Origin of the sequence: Actinomyces sp. oral taxon 849 str. F0330, from assembly GCF_000239715.1 — a bacterium.
GTDB lineage: Bacteria > Actinomycetota > Actinomycetes > Actinomycetales > Actinomycetaceae > Actinomyces > Actinomyces johnsonii.
Genome location: NZ_JH470349.1, coordinates 125,323 through 149,000, shown reverse-complemented (window position 1 = coordinate 149,000; position 23,678 = coordinate 125,323). Strand labels below are relative to the sequence as shown.

General features: G+C 70.2%; 16 protein-coding genes. 10 read left to right on the top strand and 6 right to left on the bottom strand.

Features of this window, described 5'->3' with window-relative positions; all coding sequences use genetic code 11:
• Positions 1 to 281: 281 nt before the first annotated feature.
• The 4 genes from HMPREF0975_RS02710 (at position 282) to HMPREF0975_RS02695 (ending at position 6,158) form a co-directional block, all read left to right on the top strand.
• Entirely contained in the window at positions 282 to 722 is a 441-nt protein-coding gene (locus HMPREF0975_RS02710; RefSeq protein ID WP_009232590.1) for a YbjN domain-containing protein, read from the top strand.
• Entirely contained in the window at positions 722 to 1,564 is an 843-nt protein-coding gene (locus HMPREF0975_RS02705; protein WP_009232589.1) for a hypothetical protein, read from the top strand. The genes HMPREF0975_RS02710 and HMPREF0975_RS02705 overlap by 1 nt, the downstream gene beginning before the upstream one ends.
• Before the next feature lie 392 nt (positions 1,565 to 1,956).
• Positions 1,957 to 5,001 (top strand): hypothetical protein, encoded by a 3,045-nt coding sequence (locus HMPREF0975_RS02700; RefSeq protein WP_009232587.1) that lies wholly within the window; start codon positions 1,957 to 1,959, stop codon positions 4,999 to 5,001.
• Between the two features lie 290 nt (positions 5,002 to 5,291).
• Positions 5,292 to 6,158, top strand: a complete 867-nt coding sequence (locus tag HMPREF0975_RS02695) for a glutathione S-transferase C-terminal domain-containing protein (RefSeq protein ID WP_009232586.1) — start codon at positions 5,292 to 5,294, stop codon at positions 6,156 to 6,158.
• Between the two features lie 211 nt (positions 6,159 to 6,369).
• On the opposite strand, the gene HMPREF0975_RS02690 is transcribed toward HMPREF0975_RS02695, so the two are convergent.
• Positions 6,370 to 7,716 (bottom strand): DUF4921 family protein, encoded by a 1,347-nt coding sequence (locus HMPREF0975_RS02690; protein ID WP_049939354.1) that lies wholly within the window; start codon positions 7,714 to 7,716, stop codon positions 6,370 to 6,372.
• A gap of 631 nt (positions 7,717 to 8,347) precedes the next feature.
• Between HMPREF0975_RS02690 and HMPREF0975_RS02680 the strand changes: the two genes are divergently transcribed.
• On the top strand, positions 8,348 to 9,967 hold the full coding sequence (locus tag HMPREF0975_RS02680; protein WP_009232583.1) for a cation:proton antiporter: 1,620 nt from the start codon (positions 8,348 to 8,350) through the stop codon (positions 9,965 to 9,967).
• 18 nt (positions 9,968 to 9,985) lie between these two features.
• On the opposite strand, the gene HMPREF0975_RS02675 is transcribed toward HMPREF0975_RS02680, so the two are convergent.
• A complete protein-coding gene (locus HMPREF0975_RS02675) occupies positions 9,986 to 11,080 on the bottom strand; it encodes an NAD-dependent epimerase/dehydratase family protein (protein WP_009232582.1) in 1,095 nt (364 codons plus the stop codon).
• A gap of 67 nt (positions 11,081 to 11,147) precedes the next feature.
• Between HMPREF0975_RS02675 and HMPREF0975_RS02670 the strand changes: the two genes are divergently transcribed.
• Entirely contained in the window at positions 11,148 to 11,795 is a 648-nt protein-coding gene (locus HMPREF0975_RS02670; RefSeq protein ID WP_009232581.1) for a TetR/AcrR family transcriptional regulator, read from the top strand.
• A gap of 84 nt (positions 11,796 to 11,879) precedes the next feature.
• Here HMPREF0975_RS02670 and HMPREF0975_RS02665 read toward each other — a convergent pair whose 3' ends face one another.
• A complete protein-coding gene (locus tag HMPREF0975_RS02665) occupies positions 11,880 to 12,539 on the bottom strand; it encodes a GOLPH3/VPS74 family protein (protein ID WP_009232580.1) in 660 nt (219 codons plus the stop codon).
• A gap of 231 nt (positions 12,540 to 12,770) precedes the next feature.
• Here HMPREF0975_RS02665 and HMPREF0975_RS02660 point away from each other — a divergent pair, with 231 nt between their 5' ends.
• From HMPREF0975_RS02660 to HMPREF0975_RS02645, 4 genes are all read left to right on the top strand, one after another.
• Positions 12,771 to 16,355 (top strand): DEAD/DEAH box helicase, encoded by a 3,585-nt coding sequence (locus HMPREF0975_RS02660; protein WP_049939391.1) that lies wholly within the window; start codon positions 12,771 to 12,773, stop codon positions 16,353 to 16,355.
• A 323-nt stretch (positions 16,356 to 16,678) separates the two neighbouring features.
• Positions 16,679 to 16,930 carry a DUF4244 domain-containing protein gene (locus tag HMPREF0975_RS02655; RefSeq protein ID WP_009232578.1) on the top strand — a complete coding sequence of 84 codons (252 nt, stop codon included), beginning with the start codon at positions 16,679 to 16,681 and terminating at the stop codon, positions 16,928 to 16,930.
• A gap of 218 nt (positions 16,931 to 17,148) precedes the next feature.
• Positions 17,149 to 17,463 carry a TadE family type IV pilus minor pilin gene (locus tag HMPREF0975_RS02650; protein WP_009232577.1) on the top strand — a complete coding sequence of 105 codons (315 nt, stop codon included), beginning with the start codon at positions 17,149 to 17,151 and terminating at the stop codon, positions 17,461 to 17,463.
• Positions 17,460 to 17,834: an Rv3654c family TadE-like protein gene (locus HMPREF0975_RS02645; protein WP_009232576.1), complete on the top strand. Its 375-nt coding sequence runs from the start codon at positions 17,460 to 17,462 to the stop codon at positions 17,832 to 17,834. The genes HMPREF0975_RS02650 and HMPREF0975_RS02645 overlap by 4 nt, the downstream gene beginning before the upstream one ends.
• Before the next feature lie 153 nt (positions 17,835 to 17,987).
• Here HMPREF0975_RS02645 and HMPREF0975_RS02640 read toward each other — a convergent pair whose 3' ends face one another.
• From HMPREF0975_RS02640 to HMPREF0975_RS02630, 3 genes are all read right to left on the bottom strand, one after another.
• The gene (locus HMPREF0975_RS02640; protein ID WP_009232575.1) at positions 17,988 to 20,081 is read right to left on the bottom strand and encodes an ABC transporter ATP-binding protein; all 2,094 of its coding nucleotides are present in this window, start codon (positions 20,079 to 20,081) and stop codon (positions 17,988 to 17,990) included.
• Positions 20,078 to 21,811 carry an ABC transporter ATP-binding protein gene (locus tag HMPREF0975_RS02635; RefSeq protein ID WP_009232574.1) on the bottom strand — a complete coding sequence of 578 codons (1,734 nt, stop codon included), beginning with the start codon at positions 21,809 to 21,811 and terminating at the stop codon, positions 20,078 to 20,080. The genes HMPREF0975_RS02640 and HMPREF0975_RS02635 overlap by 4 nt, the downstream gene beginning before the upstream one ends.
• Positions 21,812 to 22,097: 286 nt before the next feature.
• A partial coding sequence (locus tag HMPREF0975_RS02630) for a DEAD/DEAH box helicase (protein WP_009232573.1) occupies positions 22,098 to 23,678 on the bottom strand: 1,581 nt, incomplete at its 5' end.

Below are 23,678 nucleotides of genomic sequence, written 5' to 3'. Positions count from 1 at the left end.
CCAGGGCGGTTCGGCCCCGATGGGGTGGGCCGACGCCGTCGGCGCCTCGAACCCGGCTATGAGTCAGGGGGCCTCTCCGGGTAGCGTGCGCAGCGCACAGACCGGGGCCGGCCAGGTCGACACCGTCGCGGACATCGCGGCAGATATCGAGTTCTGAGACCGGCTTGCGCGCCGGTGCCGGCGGCCGGTCCGGGCGTCACAGCCCATGCCGCGATCCCCGCATCAGAGCCCCTCACCAGATCTGCATCGGACCTCGTATTGGGAAGGAGTCGAGAACGTCCATGAGCGTGCAACCGGCACTGACCCTGACCAGGGTCGAGAACTGGCTGTCCCAGCGCGGCATCGCTGCCGGGCCGGAGGAGGACGGCGCCGTCTTCATGGGCTTCCCGGGCTGCGACATCGGTGTCTACCTGCATGACGAGGAAGCGGCCCTGGTCGTGGCCGGCATGTGGCGCGGGCGCCCGGCGGCCGAGAGACTCGACGAGATGCGCGCCTTCATCGACACCCAGCACCGCTCCACCTACGGGCCGGACCTGGCCGTCACCCCTGCCCACGACCCGAGCTCGCTGCTGCTGAGCACCCAAATGGTGGCCTACATCGGCGCGGGCATGAGCGACGTCCAGCTCGACGCCTTCATGGACATGGGTCTGGGAATGACCCGGGCCTTCTTCTCCGCCGTGGAGGATCGATTCCCCGAGCTCATCACCTGGGAGGAGGACTGATGGCCTGGTGGAACCAGCCGGAGGGGTCCGTCACCCCGACCGTGACCCTCAGGCGGCTCGCCGCCTGGTTCGCCGAGCGCGGCTACGGCTACGACATGGACCTGTCCGAGGGGGTGGTGCGCTCCCGGGTGGCCGGTTTCGACTACGTGCTCATGGTGGTCGACCGCCGCATCCTCGTCGTGCGCGCCCACCACCAGTTCGACGGCCCGGCCCCAGGGCCCGCGGAGCTCTCGCGGGTGCGCGCCGTGGCCCAGGAGGTCTCCAGCGGCCGGCTCATCCCCGCCCTCTACACCGAGGTCGACGACGCCGGTCTGGGCCTGTGCGCCGAGGTCCTCATCAACATCGCCGTCGGGCTCGACGACGCCCAGCTCGCCGGCGCCATGGACTTCGCCCTCAACGGTATCGACGAGGCCCTGCGCGAGGTCCTCGACCTACTCGACGGCGGTGCCGGCACTCGCCGCGATATCGACTCCGACGCCGAGCCCGCCCGCGCGCAGGAGGCGGCCGTCGTCGCACTGCCCGAGGCGACTGATATGGCCGGGTCCGCCGAACCGGTTGACCCTACCCGGCTCGTTGACGTCGCCGAGCCCGCCGGCCGGCCGGATACGAGCGCGGACACGCCCACGGAGGCGGTGATGGACGGGCTGACGGACGCGACGGTCGAGATGGCCGTCTTCGTCGACGGCCCAGGAGCCGACGCGCATGCGCGGGTCCGGGCGGGCATCCACGCAGAGCCCGCCGCCGGCGTCAAGAGTGACAAGGGCACGACCTCCCCGGGTGATGCTGACGGCGGAACCGAGGTTGAGACAACCGACACCCCCGAGCCCCTGCTCGTGTCGTAGTCCATACGGGGTCGACGACCCCAGTCGCCCGAAACTCGTTGGAAACACTGGAGTGGTGGGAGCCGTCACCGGGGCGGGCGGTTCTGAAACCGGCCGGTCGGGGTACGGCGTCGGCTCCCGACATGCCCTGCGACCGAGTTGCCCGTTGCCGCAGCGGTAGCGGATTCTATAACTGTTCGGTAACACTGGACGTCGGACAACCGCCCCGCTGGACGAAAGGAGCCCGATATGCCCACGCCGCCGTTCACCGTCGAGCGGCCCGGGATGGCGGGTCTCCTCCCGCGGCGCTCCCGGGGCGCGTGGACCATTCTCCGCGCGTCCTCGCAGGACATGGTGGGAGCCTTCGCCTCATGACGGCGCAACGCCAGGCTTCGCCCGGAAGGACAGACCCCATGACAACACGCGAAGACATCCTCGAGCGCCTGGCCTACGCCGATGCCCTCGGCCACGGCCCCAAGGCCTCGGCCCTCGTCGCGGAGGCCGTCAGCTGGGCGGACGCCTTGGGCGATGAGGACCTTCGGGTCGCCACCCGGCTGGCCCTGACCGAGGCCTACCAGCAGGGCAACGAGGAGTGGAAGGCGCTGGCGCCCTTCGTGTGGAACCTGGCCCGCTACCAGCGCCGCCCCGAGCTGTTCGACGACGCCCAGGTGCGCACCCTGCACTGGCATTTCAAGTGGGCGGTGGCCGTAGCCGGCGCCAACCCCAAGGTCTCCAAGGACAAGGTCCGCCAGCTCGAGGCCAGTCTCGAGGAGTTCTACCGCGCCGAGGGCGCCTCCATGCATGTCGTCCACGGCGAGCGGGCTTCAGTGGCGGGCCTGCTTGGCCTGGAGGAGGAGGCCGCCGAGGAGCTGGCCGCCTGGCGGGCCACCCACCGCGATGAGAACGCCGACTGCGAGGGCTGTGACCCCATGCGCCAGGTCGCCTTCGCCTACCGCACCGAGGCCTGGGATCTGGCCGTGGCCACGGCCGTGCCCGTGCTGACCGGTGCCGTCGGCTGCTCCGTGCAGCCCCAGACCATGCAGTCCCTCGTGCTGCTGCCCCTGCTGGCCTCCGGGCGGCCGCGGGCGGCATGGGAGGCGCACCTGCGCTCCTACCGGGAGATCCGCCGTACGCCCAAGGCCCTCATCTCCGTGGCCTACCACCTGGAGTACCTGGCGCTCGTGGGCCGGGTGGACCGCGGTCTGGACGTCCTGCGACGCCACCTGCCCTGGCTGGCCCAGGCCGAGTCCGCCTACGTGCTGCTGTCGGCCCTGCGCGGCATGAGCCTGGTGCTGCGCGAGGCCGAGCGGGCCGGCCGCGGCGAGGAGGCACTGGGCGTCGAGCTCCCGGCCGCCGACCTGTGGTACCCCATGCCGGGGCTGGCCGCCTCCACCACCATCTCGCGCGCCTACGCCGAAATGACCGGCTGGGCCCGGCGCCTGGCCCACCAGTTCGACGTGCGCAACGGCAACAGCACGATCTCCGACCACCTGGAGCGCTCCCTGGCGCGGGCCGCCTTCGACACCGCCCCCGGCGCGGTCCACGGGCTGGGGGTGGAGGTCGACCTTCTGGAACCCTCCGAGGAGTTGCCCGAGCCAGCCCAGACGAGCCTGACCACGGATGAGGACGGTGCCGAGCCCGATGTCGCCTCCCTGCTGGGACTCGTGGCCGACGACGACGGCTCGGTCCGGGAGCACGCGCCCCGCACGACGTCGTCGGGCCCGGAGGCCGGAGGCCGGCGTTCCCGCGCCGGACGCGGAGCCACCAGCCACCAGGGCGGGGACGAGCCCTTCCCCCTGGTGGACCTCGTGCGGCCCCGGCCGGTGCGCAGCGGGGAGGAGGCAGTGCGCCGCTACGTCGAGCACCGCCGCTGCATCGGCTCATCGACGATGGACTACTGGTACGTCGTCGACCAGGTCGCCACGCGCGACCTGCTGCCGCCTCCTGGCGAGGAGATTCCGGGGCTGGAGTACCACACGGGGCTGCTGCGGGCCGCCGCTCTGACCTGCCGCACCGAGATGGAGGAGGCCATCGCCGAGCGCCTGCGGATCCGCCCCCTCATCGAGCTGGCCTTCGGGCCGCTGGGCGCCTATTACGTCGACCTGCTCAACCTCGACAACGAGATCACCGCCGACTCCATTGCCGAGCGCTCCCAGGAGGCCGAGCGCGACCGGCGCCTGCGGCGCGCCACCGCGCTCATCGGGCAGATCGAGGCGCAGGTGGAGGATCTGGTGTACACCGAGCTGCTCGACCCAGGGGGCACCGACGCCCTCGTACTGGCCGCCGACGCGCTGCTCGTGGGGGCCTCGGTCCTCACCGACCTGCACGCCAGGGACGAGGCGCTCGGGGCGATCCAAGTCGTCGCCCGGGCCGCCGCGGCCGTCCCCAAGGACCGCCACGCCGAGCGCATGGACGACATCCTCGACATGGCGCGCGCCGAGGTCCTGGCCGAGTGCGGCGACGTCTACAACGGCTGCCTCCTGGCCGAGGAGGTCATGCGCCGCCACGAGATGGTCTCCCCGGTGCTGGCGGCCCGCGGACGGCGCCTGTTGGGCATCTCCTCGATGGGGGTGGGCCAGTTCGACGAGGCCATCACCCAGTTCCGCGAGCAGGCCAACATCATGCTGGCCGCAGGCATCACCCTGTACGCCGTGGCCTCACTGCTGTCGCTGGGCTCGGCGCTGGAGGCCTCCGAACGCTACCTGGAGAGCGCCGAGGTCCTGGAGTCCGCCCTGTCGCTGGCGCAACGCGCCGGGGCGGACAGCATCGCCCTGTACCTGCACCGGCTCCTGGCCCAGACCGGCATGGCCATGGGCGAGGAGGAGAGCGTCGGCGAGCACTCACTGGCTGCCGCCCGGATCCTCCAGGACCAGGGACGTCGGGCGCTGGCGGGGGAGTACCTCTCGCACGCGGCGATGGCCGCCTCCAACCTCAAGGACAATGTGCGCGCCGCCGCGCTGTTCCGTCGGGCTGCCGACCTGGAGGACACCCGCACCGACCAGGGGCGTCTGGACCGGGGCCGGGCGCTGCGCCGCTCGGCCCGAGCGCTGGTGGATGACCTCACCCTGCCCATGGCCCGCGCCCGGCTCGCCGAGGCCCAGGAGGTCATGGAGGAGGCTCGCCAGGCCTTCGCCGGGGTGGCCGACACCGAGGGATACTCCTCGGCCTGGGAGATCGGCGACTGGCACGACGACATGGCCTGGATCCTGTGGCGCACCGGCCAGAATTGGCAGGCCGTCCAGCACTGCGAGGCCGCCTACGACGGATACATGGACACCGAGGATCGGGATTCGGCCTCGCGCGCCCTGTGCATGCTGGCGCGCCTGCACGCCGAGCGCGGCGAGCGCCAGGAGGCGCTGGCCGCTTGCGCCCGCGTGCGAGACCTGCTGGGCGAGCCGCAGTGGGACGGGCACGACGCCCTGGAGTTCGTGGTCTCCATCGAGGAGACGCTGCGCTGACCCTCGGCGCTGCGTCTCGCCCGCCGTCGGGGACATTCCTGTGCGGCCGGGGGAGTGTCGTGCGTACGGGGACAGGAATCCAGCCCCCGTACGCGCGGAGTGTCCCCCGTTGAGTCGAGGGCGTCTCCGTACGCGTCAAAGGTCCCCGTGGGGCACGGGCGGGTGGCGTATCGCGAATGTGATGCGTGGGAGGTTCGCCCCGTGTGAATCGGCTGACGGCCGCAGCCGGGCGAGGAATGATAAGCCTTGGGCATCACGACCCCCTTGACGACCCTCCCGGGAGGCACCCCATGGCCATCGCAGTCTCACACCGATTCATACCCAGCGGCGATCTACCCGTGGAGGCGGGGCGCTATCGACTCGTGGCGGCGGGCTCGTGCCCGTGGTGCCGCCGCGTCCTTATCGCCCGGCGCCTGCTCGGCCTGACCGAGGCGATCCCCGTGTCCTGGAGTTACGGCAAGGGTGCGGACGGCTACTGGGAGCTGACCGGCCCCAACGGCGAGCCCGGCGTCGACCCGGCGCTCGGCGCCCGCTCCCTGGCCGAGGTCTACGAGAAGACCCCAGGCTACGAGCCGCCCCCCACCGTCCCGGCCCTGGTGGACATGACCACCGGTGAGGTCGTCAGCGACGACTCCGGTGACATGCTTTTCGACCTGTCCACCGCCTGGTGGGACCTCCAGCGCGAGGGTGCCCCGGACCTCTATCCGCTCAACCGTCGCAACTCCACCGACGCCTGGGACGAGTGGATCGGCTCCCAGATCAACATCGGCCACGCGGTGGCCACGCACTCCAAGGACCCGGAGAAGGCCGCCGCTGCCGCCAACGGTGTGCTCGTGGGCTTCGACGTCATCGACACCCTCCTAGCCCGGGCCACGCGAATGGAGGCCTCCCGCGAGGACGGCCTGACGATGCTCGACGGGCCGGCCCTGTCCGCCGTCGTCTCGATCGGCCAGTTCCTGTGCGGTGACAAGCCCACCGGTAGCGACATCCGCCTGTTCACCACCGTCCAGTCCTACGAGTACGGCGGACGCCAGCACTACCCCGGCGGGGAGGCGCCGTCGATCTCCTTCTGGCCGGCCCTGGCCCGCTGGTTCCGCGCCCTGGAGGGCCGTTCGGGCTGGGTGGGCCCCGAGGAGCGCAGCGCCTTGGGCTGCTGAGGCTGCCGGGTACGGCGGGCCCACTTTCTCGCTCACTGCTTCGCCGTACTCCACGAGCGTTGGGGACTACTGGGGAAAGTCGGGACGTACTCCAGGCGAGCCCCGATCCCGCGCAGTACGGACGACCCCTGGTCAGTACACCCTGGGCCTCGTGCAGTACGGCCCGCCCAGTCCGGCGCCGTCGACGACGTCGGTCTGTGCCGGACAGGCCTCATGGCCGGGCGGTGAGGATCGGGTTGTACAGGAGCCGGTTGGGCGTCATCGGACACTCCTCGCCCACGGTCATCGGCGCGATGAGCCGGTCCGCCCGCAGGTCCTCCAGTCTGGCCACCACGCGGTTGCGCAGCGTCCACGGGTCGATCGTGTTGAGGTAGATCTTCGTGCCGCCCTCGAACCCGGCCAGGGTGGAGACCCGCCACTTGAGCGTGATGTGCCAGGGCATGGGCTGGTCCACGTCGAGGGGCTTGTGGTGCCACTCCTCGTTGCTGGGCACGTCCGCGCCCGTGGCCGCGTGCAGGGCGTGGACCAGGTCGGCGACGGCGTCGACCTCCTCGCGGCTCATGAGCCACGGCTCGGGCATGGCCGACGTCGAGTACACCTCCAGCGTCGGGTAGCGGTGCCCGAACCCGGCGAAGGCCACCGCGTGCTCGTTGCTCGCCACGAGCAGCCCCTGGTAGGCGGCGTAGTCCACTGCCATCTCGTTGTACAAGTTGGGGTTGGCCCGCACCTTCTGCAGCTCCAGCTGACTGGTCACGCCGCGCTCGTCGATACCGACCAGCTGCTTGTGCAGGTGGTCGAAGCTCGCCCCGGCCGGTCGCAGCCAGTTCTGGAAGACGGCCACGTAGCGCACCCATCGGTTGGCCTCGTACAGGCTCTGCATCGCGTGGATCGCCAGGTGCGTGTAGGCGCGGTGCTCGGCCACGCTCAGCGTTCCCGAGCCGGCCAGGGCAGAGGTGTCGACGGCGTCGTCGGTGAAGTGGCGCCGACCGATGATGACGTCGTGGCCCCCGGCGAAGAAGGCCGCCAGGAAGGTCTGGCGGGCCCGCGCGTCCATCGAGTCCCAGGACGCCGGGTCCGCGCCCGCGGCCGCCAGCTTGGTGCGCGCCACCCGCTCCACGTGCTCGACGCCGGCCGGCTCGGCCAGGTAGGCCTCCATGCGCTCACGGGCGGCGTCGGGGATCTCGTAGCCGTGGTTGATGTGCCAGTAGTCGAAGGAGAGGATCTCGAAGAGGTTGGGCACCCGCCGGAACTCGGCCACCGTGTCGAACAGGGCGGAGGCGGTCACGGTGTCGAGACGCTCGAAGCCGCCGTCGGTCCGGCGCACGACGCGCGCCTTCTCCGGAGGCGTGTCCAGGTAGCGTGCCGAGCAGAAGGCGCAGCTGTGGGTGCGATCGGCCGTCTCGAGCGGGCGGACTTCGGCCACCGGGTGCGAGATGGGGCGGTTGGCGCGGCCCGGCACGGTCCACACCTCGGTGCCGGTGAAGGGGTTGATCTGCTTGACCGTCCCATCGGCCAGGCGCGTGAGTGGTTCGGCGGAGGGGGCGTACGGCATGAGCATGCCTCCATTGTGACGCCTTGTGGCGGCCCGCGCTCCCTCGGATGCCTCTGCGTCTCTGTGGGACTGATTGAGTCTCGCCTATACAGGAATGAGCTCGAGGTATCGACGGTCTGGTGACGTGAGTGCCTGGAGCATGCGTCCGTCCATGGTCGCGAGAACAGCATTGTGGTGTGCAGCGAGGTCTACCAGGTGCAGGTCGGTCACTTGCTTCGGGCCCTTCAGGCCTGAAAAGCTGATGGACGGTTCGGCGAGCGGGGCGTCGTCGACAAGAAAGACGTGCTCATCGAGTGATGTCAGCTCGCTGAGCCCAGAGACCACGTCGCAGGCGATCAGTGTTCGTCATCTCGGTGCGCCCAAGTGACACTCCTTCGCGGTGGGCACGTTCACGGGCGAGGGACAGAACCCGATCATCGATTTCAAGTGTTGTCCTCACACGATCATGGTCGCATCAACGCATCAACGCATCACGTCATCAAGGGTTCGGGTGGTCTTGCGAACGCACTGATGCCTTCGGCCCGTCGAGGTCGGGGTAGTCTCACTGGCTCGTGCAGACTTATGCGCCGGGCCCGGCCCTGCTGCGATCCCAACTTCCCCGCACCCGATCGACCAGAGACAAGGAGGCGATGCATCTATGACTGACCTGGCTCAGGTCCTCACCTCCCTGCTGCTCATCGTGGCGGTGGCCTTCGTGGCACCGCTGGTCTCATGGACCATCCCCAAGCGGCTCGTGCCCGAGGTGGTCCTCCTCATCCTGGGCGGTATGGTCATCGGCCCCCATGGCCTGGGGCTGGCCGGTGAGGGCTCCTCCATCGAGTTGCTGCGTGAGCTCGGCGTCGCCTTCCTCTTCCTCATGGCCGGCTACGAGATCGACGTCAACGAGCTGCGCGGGGCGGGCGGGCGTCACGCCGCCATCGCCTGGATGCTCTCGCTGGGTCTGGCCTTCGGGGCCGTGACGGTTATCGGGGTGACTGGTGGCGCGCTATCGGCCAACGGCATCGCCATCGCCATCGCGATGACTTCGACGGCGATCGGTACGATTCTGCCGATTCTGCGCGACCGCGGTCTGCTGCCCACGGCGGTGGGCGCCTCGATCCTCAACCACGGAGCCGTCGGCGAGGTCGGCCCGATCCTCCTTATGGCGCTGCTGCTGGGCTCGCGCTCCACCTGGGCGAGCTTGGTGATCCTGGGCGTCTTCCTCGTCATCACCCTGCTCATCGTTCGCTTCACCAGCCGCGTCAAACGCGTGGGGCGCCGCCTGGTGAAGGCCATCCACTTAGGAGCCTCGACGACGGCGCAGACCACCATCCGAGCCACCGTCCTGCTGCTGGTGGGGCTGTGCGCGATCGCCGCCGTCTTCGACCTCGATGTCATCCTGGGGGCCTTTGCCGCCGGTTTCGTGCTGCGCCACGTCCTGCCCGAGGGCGACGCCCAGTTCGAGGAGAAGCTCGACGGCCTGGCCTACGGGTTCTTCGTGCCGATCTTCTTCGTGACCTCCGGCATGGGCATCGATCTCGGCCTCCATGTCGGGGACGTGGTCAACCTGCTGGCCTTCCTCGTGCTGCTGGTACTCGTGCGGGGGGTGCCGGTATGGCTGGCTTCTCGCATGGAGCGGCGTCGAGATGGCTCGCGCGCCTACTCGATGCGCCAGAGCCTCCAGATCGCCGTCTACTCGACGACGGCGCTGCCCATCATCGTGGCCGTCACCCAGGTGGCGGTCAGCGCCGAGGCCATGTCGACCTCCTTCGCCTCCACGCTCGTGCTGGCCGGGGTGCTCTCGGTGCTCGTTATGCCGGCTGCGGGGCTGGCTCTGGGGCGCAAGAGCGACCACGTTCCGGCCAACGAGGTGATGCGCGTGGCCCAGGGACCCGCCGCTCCCGACGGGCGCACCCCCGAGGAGGCCACCGTCCCGGCCGGTGAGCACGTCTCGGAGCCGCGGCGGCCGGCGTCGCCGCCCAGCGGTATCAGGTTGCCGGCGGACTCTCTCGCCCCGGCCGGAGGGGTGAGTCGGCGGGCCCAGCCCGACCTGGTGGGCTGGCCCGATCTGCGCGAGCAGGCGACGCCGGCGATTCAGCGTCTGGCCGAGCTGGGGGTGCACGCCCGGGGGCTGTCGCTGGAGGAGTCGCATCGCCTGGCTGCTCGCCTGGCCGAGATCGAGCAGGACCACGCCCTGTGGCGCGAGCGCTGGCACCACTCACGACGGCGCGGCGGCACGGCCCGGGCTGCCAGGCGCCGTCGGCCCCGAGGCGGGTGACGCCGGTCTTTTGCCGAGCTAGGGGAGCATCTGCTCGACCATCTCCTCCAGTGACGCCTGGGCTGGCCGGTAACGGGTGCCCAGTTCGAGGCGGCTCCGGGAGGCATCGGAGCGGACCGTGTAACCCACATTGCGTCGAATATAGGTTCGAGTCTGTCCAAGCCTGGGCGCCATGGCCACTACTACTGGCCGAGGCAGGGCGCGCCGCGGCAATGGGAGCGACCTGCCGAAGCGCGGCAGCAGAGTGCTTGTGAGCGCGAAGATGTCGGTATCCTCCGCGGAAGCGATGTAGCGGCCGTGGGCCTCGGGCAGGAAGGCGGCGGCGATATGCGCCTGGGCCACCTCGCGGACATCGACGACGCTGATTCCCACGCGTGGCGCCCCGAGGCGAGCGGTGCCGTCGATCATCATCCGGATCGTGGTGAAACTCTCGCTGGTGGGGGCGCTGCCCAGTGAGGGGCCGAGGATCATGGACGGGTTGATGGTCACCAGCCTCCACCGATCCTGTCCTGCGGCCAGTCGCCACGCCTCCTTCTCCGCAAGCGTCTTGGAGTAGGGGTAGGGCTCATGGGACAGGGAGGAGGTGGTGTTCCAGCAGGTCTCGGTCAGGATTCGCCCCGGGTAGCCCTCGATATCCGCGGCGTCACCGTACATGGCGGCGATTGAGCTGGTGAGGACCACTCGCGTGACTGATGGTGTGCGTCCGACTCCGGCCAGCACGTTGCGAGTTCCTTGCAGTGCTGGGGCGACAAGATCTCGTTGGGGATCATCGACTGCGCGAATGAACGGGGAGGCCGTGTGGATGACGACCGCGCAGCCCTCCATCGCCTCGTCGTAGGAGCCGGGCTGGAGCAGATCGCCGGAGAAGAGGCGCAGGGTGCCCGGCGCCTGCTCGGCGATGCGATTCAGGTGGGCCACCTTGTTCGTGTTCTGGGGGTCGCGCACGGCGGCATGGACGGTGAGGCCGGCGTCGAGCAGGCACTTGGTGACCCAGCTGCCCAGGTAGCCGGTGGCGCTGGTGACCATGACGGGGCTGCTGGTGTCGATCGGGATGCCGCTCAGATCGATGGTGGAGTCGAAGTTGTCAGTGGAGTGTGCTGCCGAAGATCGCATGGACGCAGCCTGACAGCTCTAGGAAACGAAGTCAATCAGTTTCATTATTGGTCGGTACGATCGCCCCATGAACGCAGTGGGCTCACAAGCGCCGAGGGGCAAGCGCGCCCCGGGGCGGCCGGTTGACGCCGCTCTGGGGCCGGCGATCATGCTGGCCGTGCGCGACCTCCTGGCCGAGAGCGGCTACGCCGCGCTGACGACGGCAGCCGTGGCCCGGCGTGCGGGCGTCTCCACCGCCACCCTCTACCGCCGGTGGCCCACCAAGCGCGAACTCGTTCTGGCCTCGACCAGGCGCATGATCGAGATCGGCGTGACCGACGAGGCTGTGGATTCCGGCGCTGCCGCGGCTGAGGACTTCGATACCGGTTCGTTGCAAGGTGACCTGCAGGCCTTCATCGCCCACAAGAACCGGGCGCTGTCGGGGGCCACAGGCCAGGCGGTGCTGTCTCTTCTGGGCGAGCTGCCGCAGGACCCGGAGCTCAAGGAACTGCTCCTCGGGGAGCTCCTCGCCGCCACTGGCTCTCACCTGGAGCAGATCCGGGACCGGGCCCGGGCGCGCAGTGAGGGCGCTCCCGATCTGGATCCTCATGCCGGAGCCCGACTGGTCCTGGGAGCGGTCCTCGTCGGGATCGCCTTTGCGACCGGAGACGACGGGGCCGAGCCGTTGTCCGACGTCGAGCAGGACTTGCTGCTGCGGGCTCTCGGTTGCGGGTGATGTGGTTTGGCGTGCTGCAGGGGACTCGGCCGCCGATGACTGGCCGGCCACGAGGGCGAGTCTTGGCGGCGGGGTGGCCTCCGATCAGTTGGTCGACACCACCGCTGCGCTCGTGGCCGCGATGATAGCCATCGTCGTGGCGTCCACGGCTCGCTGCACCGCGCGGCCCACGGGGTTCTCCCCCGAGAGCTCCTTGATCCGGCGCTTGAGCTCACCGCGGCTGAGCCCGGTCTCCTGCTGCGGCAGGACGACCGGCGCGATATTGAGTGCCTGCAGGATCGCCAGCAGGGCGACGTCCGGTCCGGTGGGCGGCTGCACCCCGCGCAGGGCGCCGTCAATGCGCTCGCGCAGTTGCCGCTCGGGGACGGGGTCGAGTGTGGGATAGGTCGGGTTGAAGGAGCCGAACAGGCCTCCGGTGTGGATGCGGATGGTGCCGGCCGCCTCCAAGGACTCGGCAATACGGTGGGTGGGGTTGAGCTTGCCCCACGGGACCAGGGAGGAGAAGCGCTTGCCGTCCTTGGCGGGCAGGACCGTCAGCGCCCAGTCCAGCACGGGGTGCCCGGTGGGCCCGGAGTTGACGATGTAGACGCGGGGGCTGCGGTCCTCGGTCAGGGAGATGCGGCTGGCCAGTAGCAGGTCGGTGAGCAGTGCGCCGGTGAGTCCGTAGGTCGGGTAGGTCATGCGACTCTCGGGCTTTCCGGAGTCCTTGGTCAGCAGGAGGAACAATTCTTCACAGATCAGCATCGCATTCATGTATCCAGTACAACGCGCCGTGACCCATCTGTGATCCCTCGTAGGTGCGAGATCCGGATCCGGCTCGGGTCCTCCCGGAGGGGGAGACGTTGGAGCCCGGGGCCATACTCTCGTCCAGCTCCCGTCTCACCAGGTGCGTAGCCGGACCCGTTCGCGTTGGGCGTTGGGCCGGCATGCCGGCGGTTCGCGATCGTGTCGAGCCCGGTCCGTAACCTGGTGGCCATGGCGCGCGCGATTCGGCATGACGACTGGCCGGTGGGACTCACTGATGACCAGATCATCAGTCGGGTCGGCCGCGGGGCCTTCCAGCGCGGCCTGGACTACGCGCGCAAGGGCCGGGTGCGGGGCATCGGCGTCGCCGGGGACGGGGACATCATCAGCGCACAGTCCAAGGGCTCGGGCACCCGCATCTACCAGACCATGGTCTTCCGCAAGCAGAACAGCCGGAGAGGCCCGGCGACCTGGGCCGGCAACTGCTCGTGCCCGGTGGGCACCAACTGCAAGCACGTGGCGGCCCTGCTCATCACGGCACGTTCCCTGGCGCAGGAGGAGCCCGATGTCGGGGACGCCTCCCGGCCCCCAACCTGGGAGAGCCGGCTCGCCGGTCTGCTGGAGGTGGAGCGCGCGCCCCGCCGTCGGATGGCCCTGGAGATTGCCGACGATCCCGGCAACCTGTGGGGCACTCCCCGGGGGCTGTCTATGCTGCCGCTCATCGAGGGCAAACGCGGATGGAACAAGCAGGGCGCCTCCTGGAGCCAGATCGCCACCGGCGGCCTCGACGACGAGGTAGACCACACCGTCATGGGCGTCCTGCGCGAGCTGGCCGGCATGGCCGGCGGCTCCGGCTTCTACTACGCCGACGACCATATCTCCCTGACCACCGCACCCACCCTTGTCTGGGACGTGCTGCGCCGCGGAATGGCGGCTGGCCTGACCCTGACCACCGCCCAGCGCCACGGCATGCCCGTCCACCTCGCCGAGGGGCTGCGCGGCGGCGTCCACCTCATCCGGGAGGAGGACGGAGGCGTCGTCATCGCCCCCGCCCTGGAGATCGACGACGTCGAGGAGCTGCGCCGCCTACAGGACCCCGGACTGAACCTCAGTTTCTCCCTCATGCCGATCGGCGACCCGGTCCACGGCTTCTACACGTGGATGCCCGGGCGCGAGTTGCTCCTCATGCCTATTGAGCCGCGCCCCACCGAGGCGCTCTCCCGGGTTTTGCTGGGCGACGGTGAGGCCATCACCATCCCGGCCGGAGACGTCGAGCGCTTCGAGACCGAGCACCTCGAGGCCCTCACCCGGGCACTGCCGATCCTGTCCGCCGACGCCTCCATCCGCATGCCCCGGCCCACGACGCTGCGCGCCGCGCTCGCGGTCCACGTCGACGCCGAGGAGCATCACCTGACCACCGAGTGGTCGATCCGCTACATCTGCGAGGACGGCGAGGCCCGGCACAGTCACGGCGTCCCCGACCTTTCCGCGGCCGCTGAGGGCCGTATCGAGGGTGGGGCCGCCGGCCGGGACATCGAGGGGGAGACCCGCCTGGCCCGCGAGGTCCTCAACCGCTTGCTGCCCCTGGCCGCCCGGCACCCGGCCGTCTGGCACCCCCTGGACCTGCGCGGCATGGCCACGGCCCGATTCATGACCGAGACGCTGCCGGTTCTGCTCGAGATGGAGGCCTTCGACGTCGAGGTCGACGACGACGTCCCCGACTACCGCGAGGCCGCCGACACCCCGGTCATCACCACCAGCGTCAGCGACGACGAGGACCGCCCCGATTGGTTCTCCCTGTCCGTGCGCGTCCACGTGGGCGAAGAGGAGATCCCTCTGGCCCTGCTCATGGCGGCCGTGGCCGCCGGAGAGCCCGAGGTGCTCCTGGAGTCGGGCACCTGGGTGAGCATCGACCGCCCGGAGATCGAGGCCCTGGCCCGCCTCATGGAGGAGGGCCGCGAGCTCGCCGACCCGCAGGCGCACGGCACCCTGCGGGTCAGTGCCCTGCACGCCGGCTACTACGAGGTCCTGGAGTCCCTCGGCGTCATCGGGCGGGCCACGGCCCGCTGGAAAGAGCGGGTTGGGCGGCTGCTGGAGCGGGCGCGCGCCGCCGAGGCCGCTGCTGGGCACAACGCTGTCGCCGATGCCGGGGGCAGCGCCGACGAGGCTCCCGTACCCGAGGGGATGCGGGCGACGCTGCGCCCCTACCAACTCGAGGGCTACCGCTGGCTGGACTTCCTGCGTCAGGCCGGCCTCGGCGGGGTCCTGGCCGACGATATGGGACTGGGCAAGACCGTCCAGGTACTCGCCGCCGTCCAGCGGCTCGTCGAGGAGCGCGAGGGCGCCGGGGGCGAGGCACCGGTCGACGACGGTACCGATGAGGACAGCGAATCGACTGACTCCGATGCGCTGAACGAGCCGGACGGAACCGGGCCGGTGCTCGTCATCGCGCCGACCTCTGTCGTCGGCTCCTGGGTGGAGCAAGCCGAGCGCTTCTGCCCGGGGCTGCGGGTGCGGGCGGTGACGCGGACGGCCGCCAAGCGCGAGGAGACCCTGGAGCAGATCACGGCGCGCTGCGACGTCGTCGTCACCTCCTACACGATCGCGCGCATGTGCGAGGGGGAGTTCATCGCCCAGGACTGGTCCTGGGTGGTGTGCGACGAGGCCCAGTTCGTCAAGAACCACGCCTCGGCCACCTACAAGGCCGTGCGACGGCTGCGGACGCCGTCGACCATCGTGATCACCGGAACGCCGCTGGAAAACTCGCTCATGGATTTATGGGCGCTCATGAGCATTGCGGCGCCGGGACTGCTGCCCGAACCCGAGCGATTCAGGCAGGTCTACCGCAAGCCGATCGACCGCGGGGACGCCGAAGCACTGGGGCGGCTGCGGCGCCGGATGCGGCCCTTCCTGCTGCGGCGCACCAAGGAGCAGGTGGCCGCGGACCTGCCCGCCAAGACCGAGCAGGTCCTGGCCGTCGAGCTGGGCGCCAAGCACCGCAAGGCCTACGACCAGCGCCTGGCGCGCGAGCGGCAGAAGATCCTCGGGCTGTTGGAGGAGGACACGGCGCAGTGGCGCTTCATCGCCCTCAAGGCGCTCACCACCCTGCGGCAGATGGCGCTCGACCCGGCGCTCGTCGACGCCCAGGCAGGGGACAACGCTTCCAGAACGGATAGTCCCGGGAAGAAGCCGGTCCGCGGCATGACAGGAAAGGCGGCCACCGCGCCCTCCAAGGGGCAGCCGGGGCCCGGTCGGCGGCCGAGCCCGTCGGCCAAGGTCGAGGTGCTGCTGGAGCACCTGGGCCCCATCGTCTCCGAGGGGCACCGCGCGCTCATCTTCTCCCAGTTCACGCGCTACCTCTCCGGCGTGCGCGAGCACCTGGAAGACGCCGGCGTGCGGACCGCCTACATGGACGGTGGCACCTCCAACCGCCAGGAGGTCATCGACGCCTTCCGGGCCGGCGGGGCCGACGTCTTCCTCATCTCCCTCAAGGCCGGCGGCTTCGGGCTCACGCTCACCGAGGCCGACTACGTCTTCCTGCTGGACCCGTGGTGGAACCCGCAGACCGAGGAGCAGGCTGTCGACCGCACCCACCGGATCGGCCAGGACAAGCCCGTCATGGTTTACCGTCTCGTCTCGGCCGACACGATCGAGGAGAAGGTCATGGCCCTCAAGGAGAAGAAGGCCGAGCTCTTCGCCCGGGTCGTCGAGGGGACCGACGGCGGCGCCGAGGGCGCAGCCGGGGCTGCGGGTGCGGGCAGCCTCAGCCCGGCGGCCCTGACCGCCGCCGAGATCCGCGAGCTCATCGAGGACTGAGGCTCTCAACGCCAGCGGGTGCGGTTCGCGCGTACGGGGACGGGAATCCTGCACCCGGCCGCGTGACTGTCTCCACACAGAAAATCGCGCGCACCCGTACGCACGGAATGCCTCCGCCCGTGAGAACGACCCACGCGGCCGGGCAGATCGGCTGAAGGGCGGGCGGCCCCCGATGCCACAGGCCCGGGACTGCAGGTGGCCTCCACAGGGCCGAGAAGCCCCTGAGCGCGGGACCCCGGGGCGGACTGATTCTGGTTGGGCGGGCACGGCGCCCGTTGGGGAGCAGCGGCGCGCTGATCCCCACCAACCAGAGGAGAACCACCATGAGGAGATCTACGAGCACCACTCTGCGCGCGCTGCGCACCAGCGTGATGCTGGCCCGTCCGGGCCACCCGTCGGCGCAGCCGACCCTCCTGCGGCGTCTGACGTCCGGGGAGGAGGGCATGGCCACCGCTGAGTACGCCATTGGGACCCTGGCGGCCGCGGCCTTCGCCGGTCTGCTACTGGCGCTCATGCGCTCGGGCAGCCTGAGCGGCGCCCTGCGGTCCATCATCGAGTCGGCGCTCTCGGTGTGATGTGCGGCGTCATCGCAGCGGGTGGGCGCGCTCGCCCCCGAGTGGTCCGGCCACCCGGCGGTGGCCGACGTCGTCGTCCGGGTCCCGGTTCCCGTGGGCCCGGCGGCAGGGTCGAGTCGCGCCCGCCACCCGGCCACCGGGCCCACGGGCAGGGCGAGTCCAAAGGGCCCGGTGAAACCGGCGGTGCGGATGAGTCCGATGAACGGAGCGATCAGGGCATGGTGACGGCCGAGACGGCGCTGTCGCTGCCCGCTGTCGTCCTCGTACTCCTCATCGTGCTGGCGGCCGTCAGCGCCGGCGTCACCCAATTGCGGGTGGCCGACGCCGCCCGCACGGCCGCACGTCAGGCCGCCATCGGCCGGGACGACTATGCCGAAGCCGCCCAGCGCGTGGCCGCAGGGGTGAGCCTCGGCGTCGAGCAGGGAGAGCTCACCTGCGTCACCGCCGCCAGGCCCGTACCCGGTCCCCTGGGTGGGCTGGGCCTGACGGCGCGCGCCCGCGCCTGCACCTACACCGAGCCGAGCAACCCATGAGCCGGCCTCGATGGGACGAGCGCGGTTCGGGGACCGTCTACGCCCTGGGCGTCATCGCGGTGCTCCTGGCTGCGGCGGTCGGCATCGCGGGCCTCATCCAGGCCCAGAGCGCCACCGGTCGGGCCCGGACCGCCGCTGATCTCGCGGCCATCTCCGGTGCCACGGTCCTGTCCTCGGTGGTCGCCCCCGGCGACCCCTGCGCCATGGCCCAGCGCGTCGCTGCCGCCAACGGTGCCTCGATGAGCGCCTGCTCCGTGGCCGGTGAGGACGTCACCGTCAGTGTCACTATCTCGACGACAATCCTCGGCCTGCCCCGCCGGGCCACCGCCGAGGCCCGCGCCGGCCCCGTCGACGCCCCGCCCGGACCATGACCAGGTCACCGAGCCGCCGCCTGACGCAATGCGTCGGGGCGGGCGGGAAACCCTGCCCACCCCCGATGAGGGCGGCGTCCCCGGTCCCTGCCTAGTCGAACCGGGGCCAGTGCGGTCCGGTCGAGTTCCGTTCGGCTCGACCCGGCCCGAAGTTCAGTCCTCGACGGCGACGGTGGCGCCGTTGGCGAACTGAGCCGCGTGGAGGCGCGCGTAGGCGCCATCGGCCGCGATGAGCTCATCGTGGTTGCCCTGCTCGATGATGTCGCCGTGCTCCATGACCAGGATGGTGTCGGCGTCGCGGATCGTGGACAGCCGGTGGGCGATGATGAAGCTCGTGCGGCCCTGGCGCAGCGCGTTCATGGCCTGCTGGACCAGCAGCTCGGTGCGGGTGTCCACCGAGCTGGTGGCCTCATCGAGGATGAGCACGGCCGGGTTGGCCACGAAGGCCCGCGCGATCGTGAGCAGCTGTCGCTCGCCGGAGGAGATATTGGCGGCGTCCTCCTCCAGGACCGTGTCGTATCCCTGTGGCAGGGCCTTGATGATGTGGTCGACGAAGCACGCCCTGGCGGCGGCCTCGACCTCTTCATCGGTGGCCCCGGGGCGCCCGTAGCGGATGTTCTCGCGGATCGTGCCGGCGAACAGCCAGGGATCCTGCAAGACCATGCCGGTCCGACGGCGCACGTCGTGGCGCGTCATGGTGGCGATGTCGCGCCCATCGAGCAGGATGCGGCCGCCGTCGAGCTCGTAGAAGCGCATGAGCAGGTTGACTAGGGTGGTCTTGCCCGCCCCCGTGGGTCCCACGATCGCGACCGTGTGCCCAGGGTCCACCCGCAGCGACAGGTCGCGGATGAGCTCGACCTCCGGGCTGTAGGAGAAGCGCACGTGCTCCATCTCAATGACTCCCGGGCCCACCGGGTCCTTGGGGCGGGCCTGCGAACCCTGGTCGGCGTTCTCGGCGGCCGCAATGTCTGCGGCGGCCGTAGTGGTGTTCTCCGGGGCGGCGTCGTCGGGCCGCTGCTCCTCGGCGTCGAGCAGCTCGAAGATCCGCTCAGCGCTGGCGGTCCCAGACTGCACGGCGGTGGCCATGCCGCCGAGCTGGCCCAGGGGCTGGGAGAACTGCTGGGAGTACTGGATGAAGGCCTGCACATCGCCCAGGCGCAGGGAACCGGAGGCGACCATGGCGCCGCCGACCACCGCGATGGCCACGTAGTTCAGGTTCCCGATGACCAGCATGATCGGCATCATGATCCCGGAGAGGAACTGCGCGCGCAGGGAGGCCCGGAAGAGCTCCTCGTTCTCGGCGGCGAAGGCCTCGCGCACCGAGTCCGTGCGCCCGTAGACCTGCACCAGGGCGTGCCCGGAGAAGGACTCCTCCACCCGGGTATTGATCTTGCCGGTGCGCGCCCACTGATTGGTGAAGGCCTTCTGCGAGCGCGGCCCGATGACCCCGAAGACCACACCCATGAGCGGGAAGATGATGAGCGCCACCAGCGCCAGCTTCCAAGAGATGGAGAACATCATCCCCAGCACTCCCACGACCGTGAGGATCGAGGTCAGCGCGCTGGACAGGGACTGCTGAAGAGTGTTGGTGACGTTGTCGACGTCGTTGGTCAGGCGGCTGAGAAGCTCGCCACGCTGGACGGCGTCGAAGTAGCTCAGCGGCAGACGGTGGACCTTGTTCTCCACCTGGGCGCGCAGCCGGTAGAGGACTTTGACCGTGACGCGGTTGAGGAGCCAGCCCTGGAGCCAGTTGAGGACTGCTGAGCCGATATAGAGAGCCAGCACCACCGTCAGGATCCGTCCCAGACGGGTGTAGTCGATGCCCGCGCCCGGGACGACGTCCATCGCGGAGAGCATCGTGGCGAAGTCGTCCATCCCTCGGGCCCGCAGGGCCTCGACGGCTTGGGCCTTGGTGGTGCCGGCCGGCAGCATCGTGGAGATCACGCCCTCGAAGATGACGTTGGTCGCCTGGCCCAGCACCTTGGGTGCCGCCACGGCCAGCACGACCGTTCCCACTGCGGCCAGGGCTACGACCACCAGGGTTTTCCGGTAGGCGCCCAGCAGCCCGACCATCCGCTTGAAGGAGGGCCAGAAGGCCTCGGCCTTGCCAGGGGGCGGGCCGGCGTGCCAGTCGCCCGAGGAGGCCTGCGCCTCGGCGGCCAGCTTGAGGTCCTCCTCGCTGAGCTCATCGGGGCCGACGGCCGTGCTCGTGCCGGTGCTTGTGTTGCTGTTCGCGCTGGTGCTCATGCTGCGGCCTCCGCTCCGAGCTGGGAGGTGACGATTTCGCGGTAGACGGGGCAGGTAGCCAGCAGCTCGGTGTGCGTGCCGCTGCCCACCAGGTGGCCGCCGTCCAGGACGAGGATTTGGTCGGCCCCGGTGATCGTGGAAACGCGCTGGGCCACGATCACCTTCGTGATGCCGGCGGTGGCCGGCCCCATGGCCTCGCGCAGCCGTGCGTCGGTGGACACGTCCAGGGCCGAGAAGGAGTCGTCGAAGATGAGGATGTCGGGGCGTCGCACCAGGGCCCGGGCGATGGCCAGGCGCTGACGCTGACCGCCGGAGACATTCGTGCCGCCCTGGGCGATGGTTGCCTGAAGGCCCCCGTCCATCTGGCTCACGAAGTCCTTGGCCTGGGCGACCTCCAGGGCCTCCCACAGCTCGTCGTCGGAGGCCTCCTCTCGCCCCAGACGCAGGTTGGAGGCCACGGTCCCGGCGAACAGGAAGGGCTGCTGGGGCACGAGCCCCAACTGCGCCCACAGCGCCTCGGGGTCGGCCTTGCGCACGTCGGTGCCGCCGATGAGCACCTGACCCGAGCTCGCCTCCAGCAACCGGGCCAGCAACCGCACCACCGTAGACTTGCCCGACGCCGTCGAGCCCACGATCGCCGTCGTCGTGCCCGGTTCCACGGTGAAACTGACCTCGGCCAGGACGCGGGCGTCGGCGTCGGGATAGACGAAGGTGACGTGACGCATCTCGACCGTTCCAGGAGTCGGGAAGGTGTCGACGGCGTCGGGGGAGGAGGTGATGGTCGGCGGCGTCGCCAGCACCTCGCTGATGCGCTCAGCGCACACGGCCGCGCGCGGGATCATGATCGTCATGAAGCTCGCCATGACGATGCCCATGAGGATCTGCATGAGGTAGGACATGAAGGCGATGAGGGTGCCCACCTCCACGTCGCCGTCGCCGACCCGGTGCCCGCCGAACCAGATGACGCCGACGATCGTCACGTCCAGCACGAGCATCACCAGCGGGAACAGCAGGACGAAGAGCCGGCCCACGCGCTCGCCGACCCAGGCGATGTCGGTGTTGGCGTCCTCGAAGCGCTCGGTCTCGGCCTCCTCGCGCACGAAGGCACGAATGACCCGGATGCCGGTGAGCTGCTCGCGCATCACCCGGTTGATGGCGTCGAGCTTGTCCTGGTAGGAGCGGAACAGGGGCAGCATCCGGCTCACGATGAGGCCCACCGCCACCAGCAGGACCGGCACCGACACCGCGATCAGCCAGGACAGGCCGGGCGCGCGCGTCACCGCCATGATGATGCCGCCCACCGCCATGACCGGCGCCGTCACCAGCATCGTGCAGCTCATCATCACCAGCATCTGGACCTGCTGGACGTCGTTGGTGTTGCGGGTGATGAGCGAGCCCGCCCCGAAGGCGGAGATCTCCCGCTCGGAGAAACCGCTGACCCGCTCAAAGACCGCCCCGCGAAGGTCGCGGCCCATGCTCATCGCCGCCCGCGCCGCGAGATACGTCGCCGCCACCGTGCACAGGCCCTGACCGACGCTCACCGCCAGCATGAAGGCGCCCGTGCGCCAGATGTAACCGGTGTCCCCGGTGGCCACGCCCTTATCGATGATGTCGGCGTTGAGGGTGGGAAGGTACAAGGAAGCCATCACCTGGGCGAACTGAAGCACCAGAACGCACAGAAGCAGGCCCGTATACGGTTGCAGGTGTCTGCGCAGTAGTCGAACGAGCATGCTGTGAACGTATCAGCCTCACGTTGCGTGAGGGCGAGCATCTCATGAATATGAGGGAGAGCGTCTTATGAATTTACGTTCATGCCCGAGTACTGAGCGGCCTCACGTCGCGTCAGGTTCGGCGGCCGGATTGACCGTTTCGGACGACTTTGCTGCCGCTCCCACAAGGTGCGATTCGCAAAGCGGCAGGTCGGAGTTCAGTTACTTCTGGGTACTGGGTTGGGGAGTGCGTCAAAGTCGTCCATTCCGGACAGTTTTTGGTGGATCTGTCGCCGGAATCGTCTCGTCACTCCTGGGGTGCCACCTCGAGCAGGAGTCGCAGTAGGACGGCTGCCCCGGCCTTGTCCAGGGGCTCGTTGTTATTGCCGCACTTGGGCGACTGCACGCACGAGGGGCAGCCGCTCGCGCACCCGCAGCCCTCGATGACGGCGAGCGTCGCCTCCAGCCACTCGTGCCCGGCCCGGTAGCCGCGCTCGGCGAAGCCCGCGCCGCCGGCGTGCCCGTCGTGGACGAACACGGTGGGCGCGCCGGTCTGCGGGTGCAGCGCCGTTGAGAGTCCGCCGATATCCCAGCGGTCACAGGTCGCCAGCAGTGGCAGCATTCCGATGCTTGCGTGCTCTGCCGCGTGCAGGGCACCGGGCAGCGTGGCGAGCTCCAGGCCCCCGGCCTCGCAGGCCCTCAGCGGGATGGTCCACCACACGGCGGCGGTGGGCAGCACGTGCTCGTCCGTCTCCAGGGCGTGCTGCGAGACGACCTCCCCGCCGGGCAGCGCCGTCTTCTGGAATCCCGTCACCTGGCTGGTGACCTCCACCGACCCGAAGGACCAGGTGATCGTCGGCTCTCCGCGTCCGGCCGCCCTCCAGACCTGCTGCTCGCGCTCGGCGATGATGCGCACGCTCGAGTGCACCTGGGCCCGCGTGCGGTACCCGACCGCCGCCCGGGGCCGCACGAGCGCGACGTCATCGGCCAGCTCCTCGACCACGTAGACACGCCCCTGGTGGACGTAGACGGCGCCCTCGTGGACGGTGGAGTCGGCGGTCGCACCGTTGACCGTGCCGATGATGGCCCCGGTGCCGGCCTCCACCACCGGTACTTCGGGCCGTTCATCACCGCGCAGCGAGACCAGGTCCTGAGGCCGCCCGGGAAGGTTGACGTTCCAGAACCAGCCCGTGGGCCGACGTCGCAGCGCTCCCCGGCCCTCCAGCTCTCGCAGCAGGGCGTCATCGGGCAGGCCGAACAGGGCCAGGTCCGAGGCTTTCAGGGGCGCCTCGGAGGCGGCGGCGCACAGGTGGGGTGCGAGCACGTAGGGGTTGGTCGGGTCGAAGACCGTGGCCTCGGGGGCGGCGAACACCGCCTCGGGGTGGTGCACCAGGTAGGCGTCCAGCGGGTTGTCGGAGGCAATGAGGACTGCGAGCCCGCGGCTGCCGGCCCGCCCGGCCCGGCCCGCCTGCTGCCCGAGCGAGACTCGCGTGCCCGGCCAGCCGGCGATGAGGACCGCGTCCAGGCCGGTGACGTCGATACCCAGCTCCAGGGCGCTGGTGGTGGCCAGCGCCCGCAGCCGGCCCGAGCGCAGGTCGGCCTCCAGGGCCCGACGCTCCTCGGGCAGGTAGCCGCCGCGGTAGGCCGAGACCGTGCCGATGAGCTCGGGCAGCGAGAGCCCCAATGTGTGCCGGGCCCGCTCGGCCACGATCTCCGCCGAGCGCCGTGAGCGCACGAACACCAGCGCCCGGGCGCCCACGCTCAGGAGATCCACGAGCAGCTCGGCGGCCTCGACGACGGCGCTGCGCCGCGCCGAGGGGTCCGTCGCCTCGGATCGCCTGAGTCCGGTTCGGCGGTCGATGGCCTCGGTCCCGGTCTGCGCCGTGCC

Excerpts from the sequence above, each read along its gene's own strand:
- HMPREF0975_RS02645 (WP_009232576.1), top strand. The coding sequence starts at position 17,460 with ATGAGCCGGCCTCGATGGGACGAGCGCGGTTCGGGGACCGTCTACGCC.
- HMPREF0975_RS02700 (WP_009232587.1), top strand. The coding sequence starts at position 1,957 with ATGACAACACGCGAAGACATCCTCGAGCGCCTGGCCTACGCCGATGCC.
- HMPREF0975_RS02675 (WP_009232582.1), bottom strand. The coding sequence starts at position 11,080 with ATGCGATCTTCGGCAGCACACTCCACTGACAACTTCGACTCCACCATC.
- HMPREF0975_RS02695 (WP_009232586.1), top strand. The coding sequence starts at position 5,292 with ATGGCCATCGCAGTCTCACACCGATTCATACCCAGCGGCGATCTACCC.
- HMPREF0975_RS02665 (WP_009232580.1), bottom strand. The coding sequence starts at position 12,539 with ATGCTGATCTGTGAAGAATTGTTCCTCCTGCTGACCAAGGACTCCGGA.
- HMPREF0975_RS02690 (WP_049939354.1), bottom strand. The coding sequence starts at position 7,716 with ATGCTCATGCCGTACGCCCCCTCCGCCGAACCACTCACGCGCCTGGCC.
- HMPREF0975_RS02640 (WP_009232575.1), bottom strand. The coding sequence starts at position 20,081 with ATGAGCACCAGCGCGAACAGCAACACAAGCACCGGCACGAGCACGGCC.
- HMPREF0975_RS02655 (WP_009232578.1), top strand. The coding sequence starts at position 16,679 with ATGAGGAGATCTACGAGCACCACTCTGCGCGCGCTGCGCACCAGCGTG.
- HMPREF0975_RS02650 (WP_009232577.1), top strand. The coding sequence starts at position 17,149 with ATGGTGACGGCCGAGACGGCGCTGTCGCTGCCCGCTGTCGTCCTCGTA.
- HMPREF0975_RS02705 (WP_009232589.1), top strand. The coding sequence starts at position 722 with ATGGCCTGGTGGAACCAGCCGGAGGGGTCCGTCACCCCGACCGTGACC.
- HMPREF0975_RS02660 (WP_049939391.1), top strand. The coding sequence starts at position 12,771 with ATGGCGCGCGCGATTCGGCATGACGACTGGCCGGTGGGACTCACTGAT.
- HMPREF0975_RS02710 (WP_009232590.1), top strand. The coding sequence starts at position 282 with ATGAGCGTGCAACCGGCACTGACCCTGACCAGGGTCGAGAACTGGCTG.
- HMPREF0975_RS02670 (WP_009232581.1), top strand. The coding sequence starts at position 11,148 with ATGAACGCAGTGGGCTCACAAGCGCCGAGGGGCAAGCGCGCCCCGGGG.
- HMPREF0975_RS02635 (WP_009232574.1), bottom strand. The coding sequence starts at position 21,811 with ATGCTCGTTCGACTACTGCGCAGACACCTGCAACCGTATACGGGCCTG.
- HMPREF0975_RS02680 (WP_009232583.1), top strand. The coding sequence starts at position 8,348 with ATGACTGACCTGGCTCAGGTCCTCACCTCCCTGCTGCTCATCGTGGCG.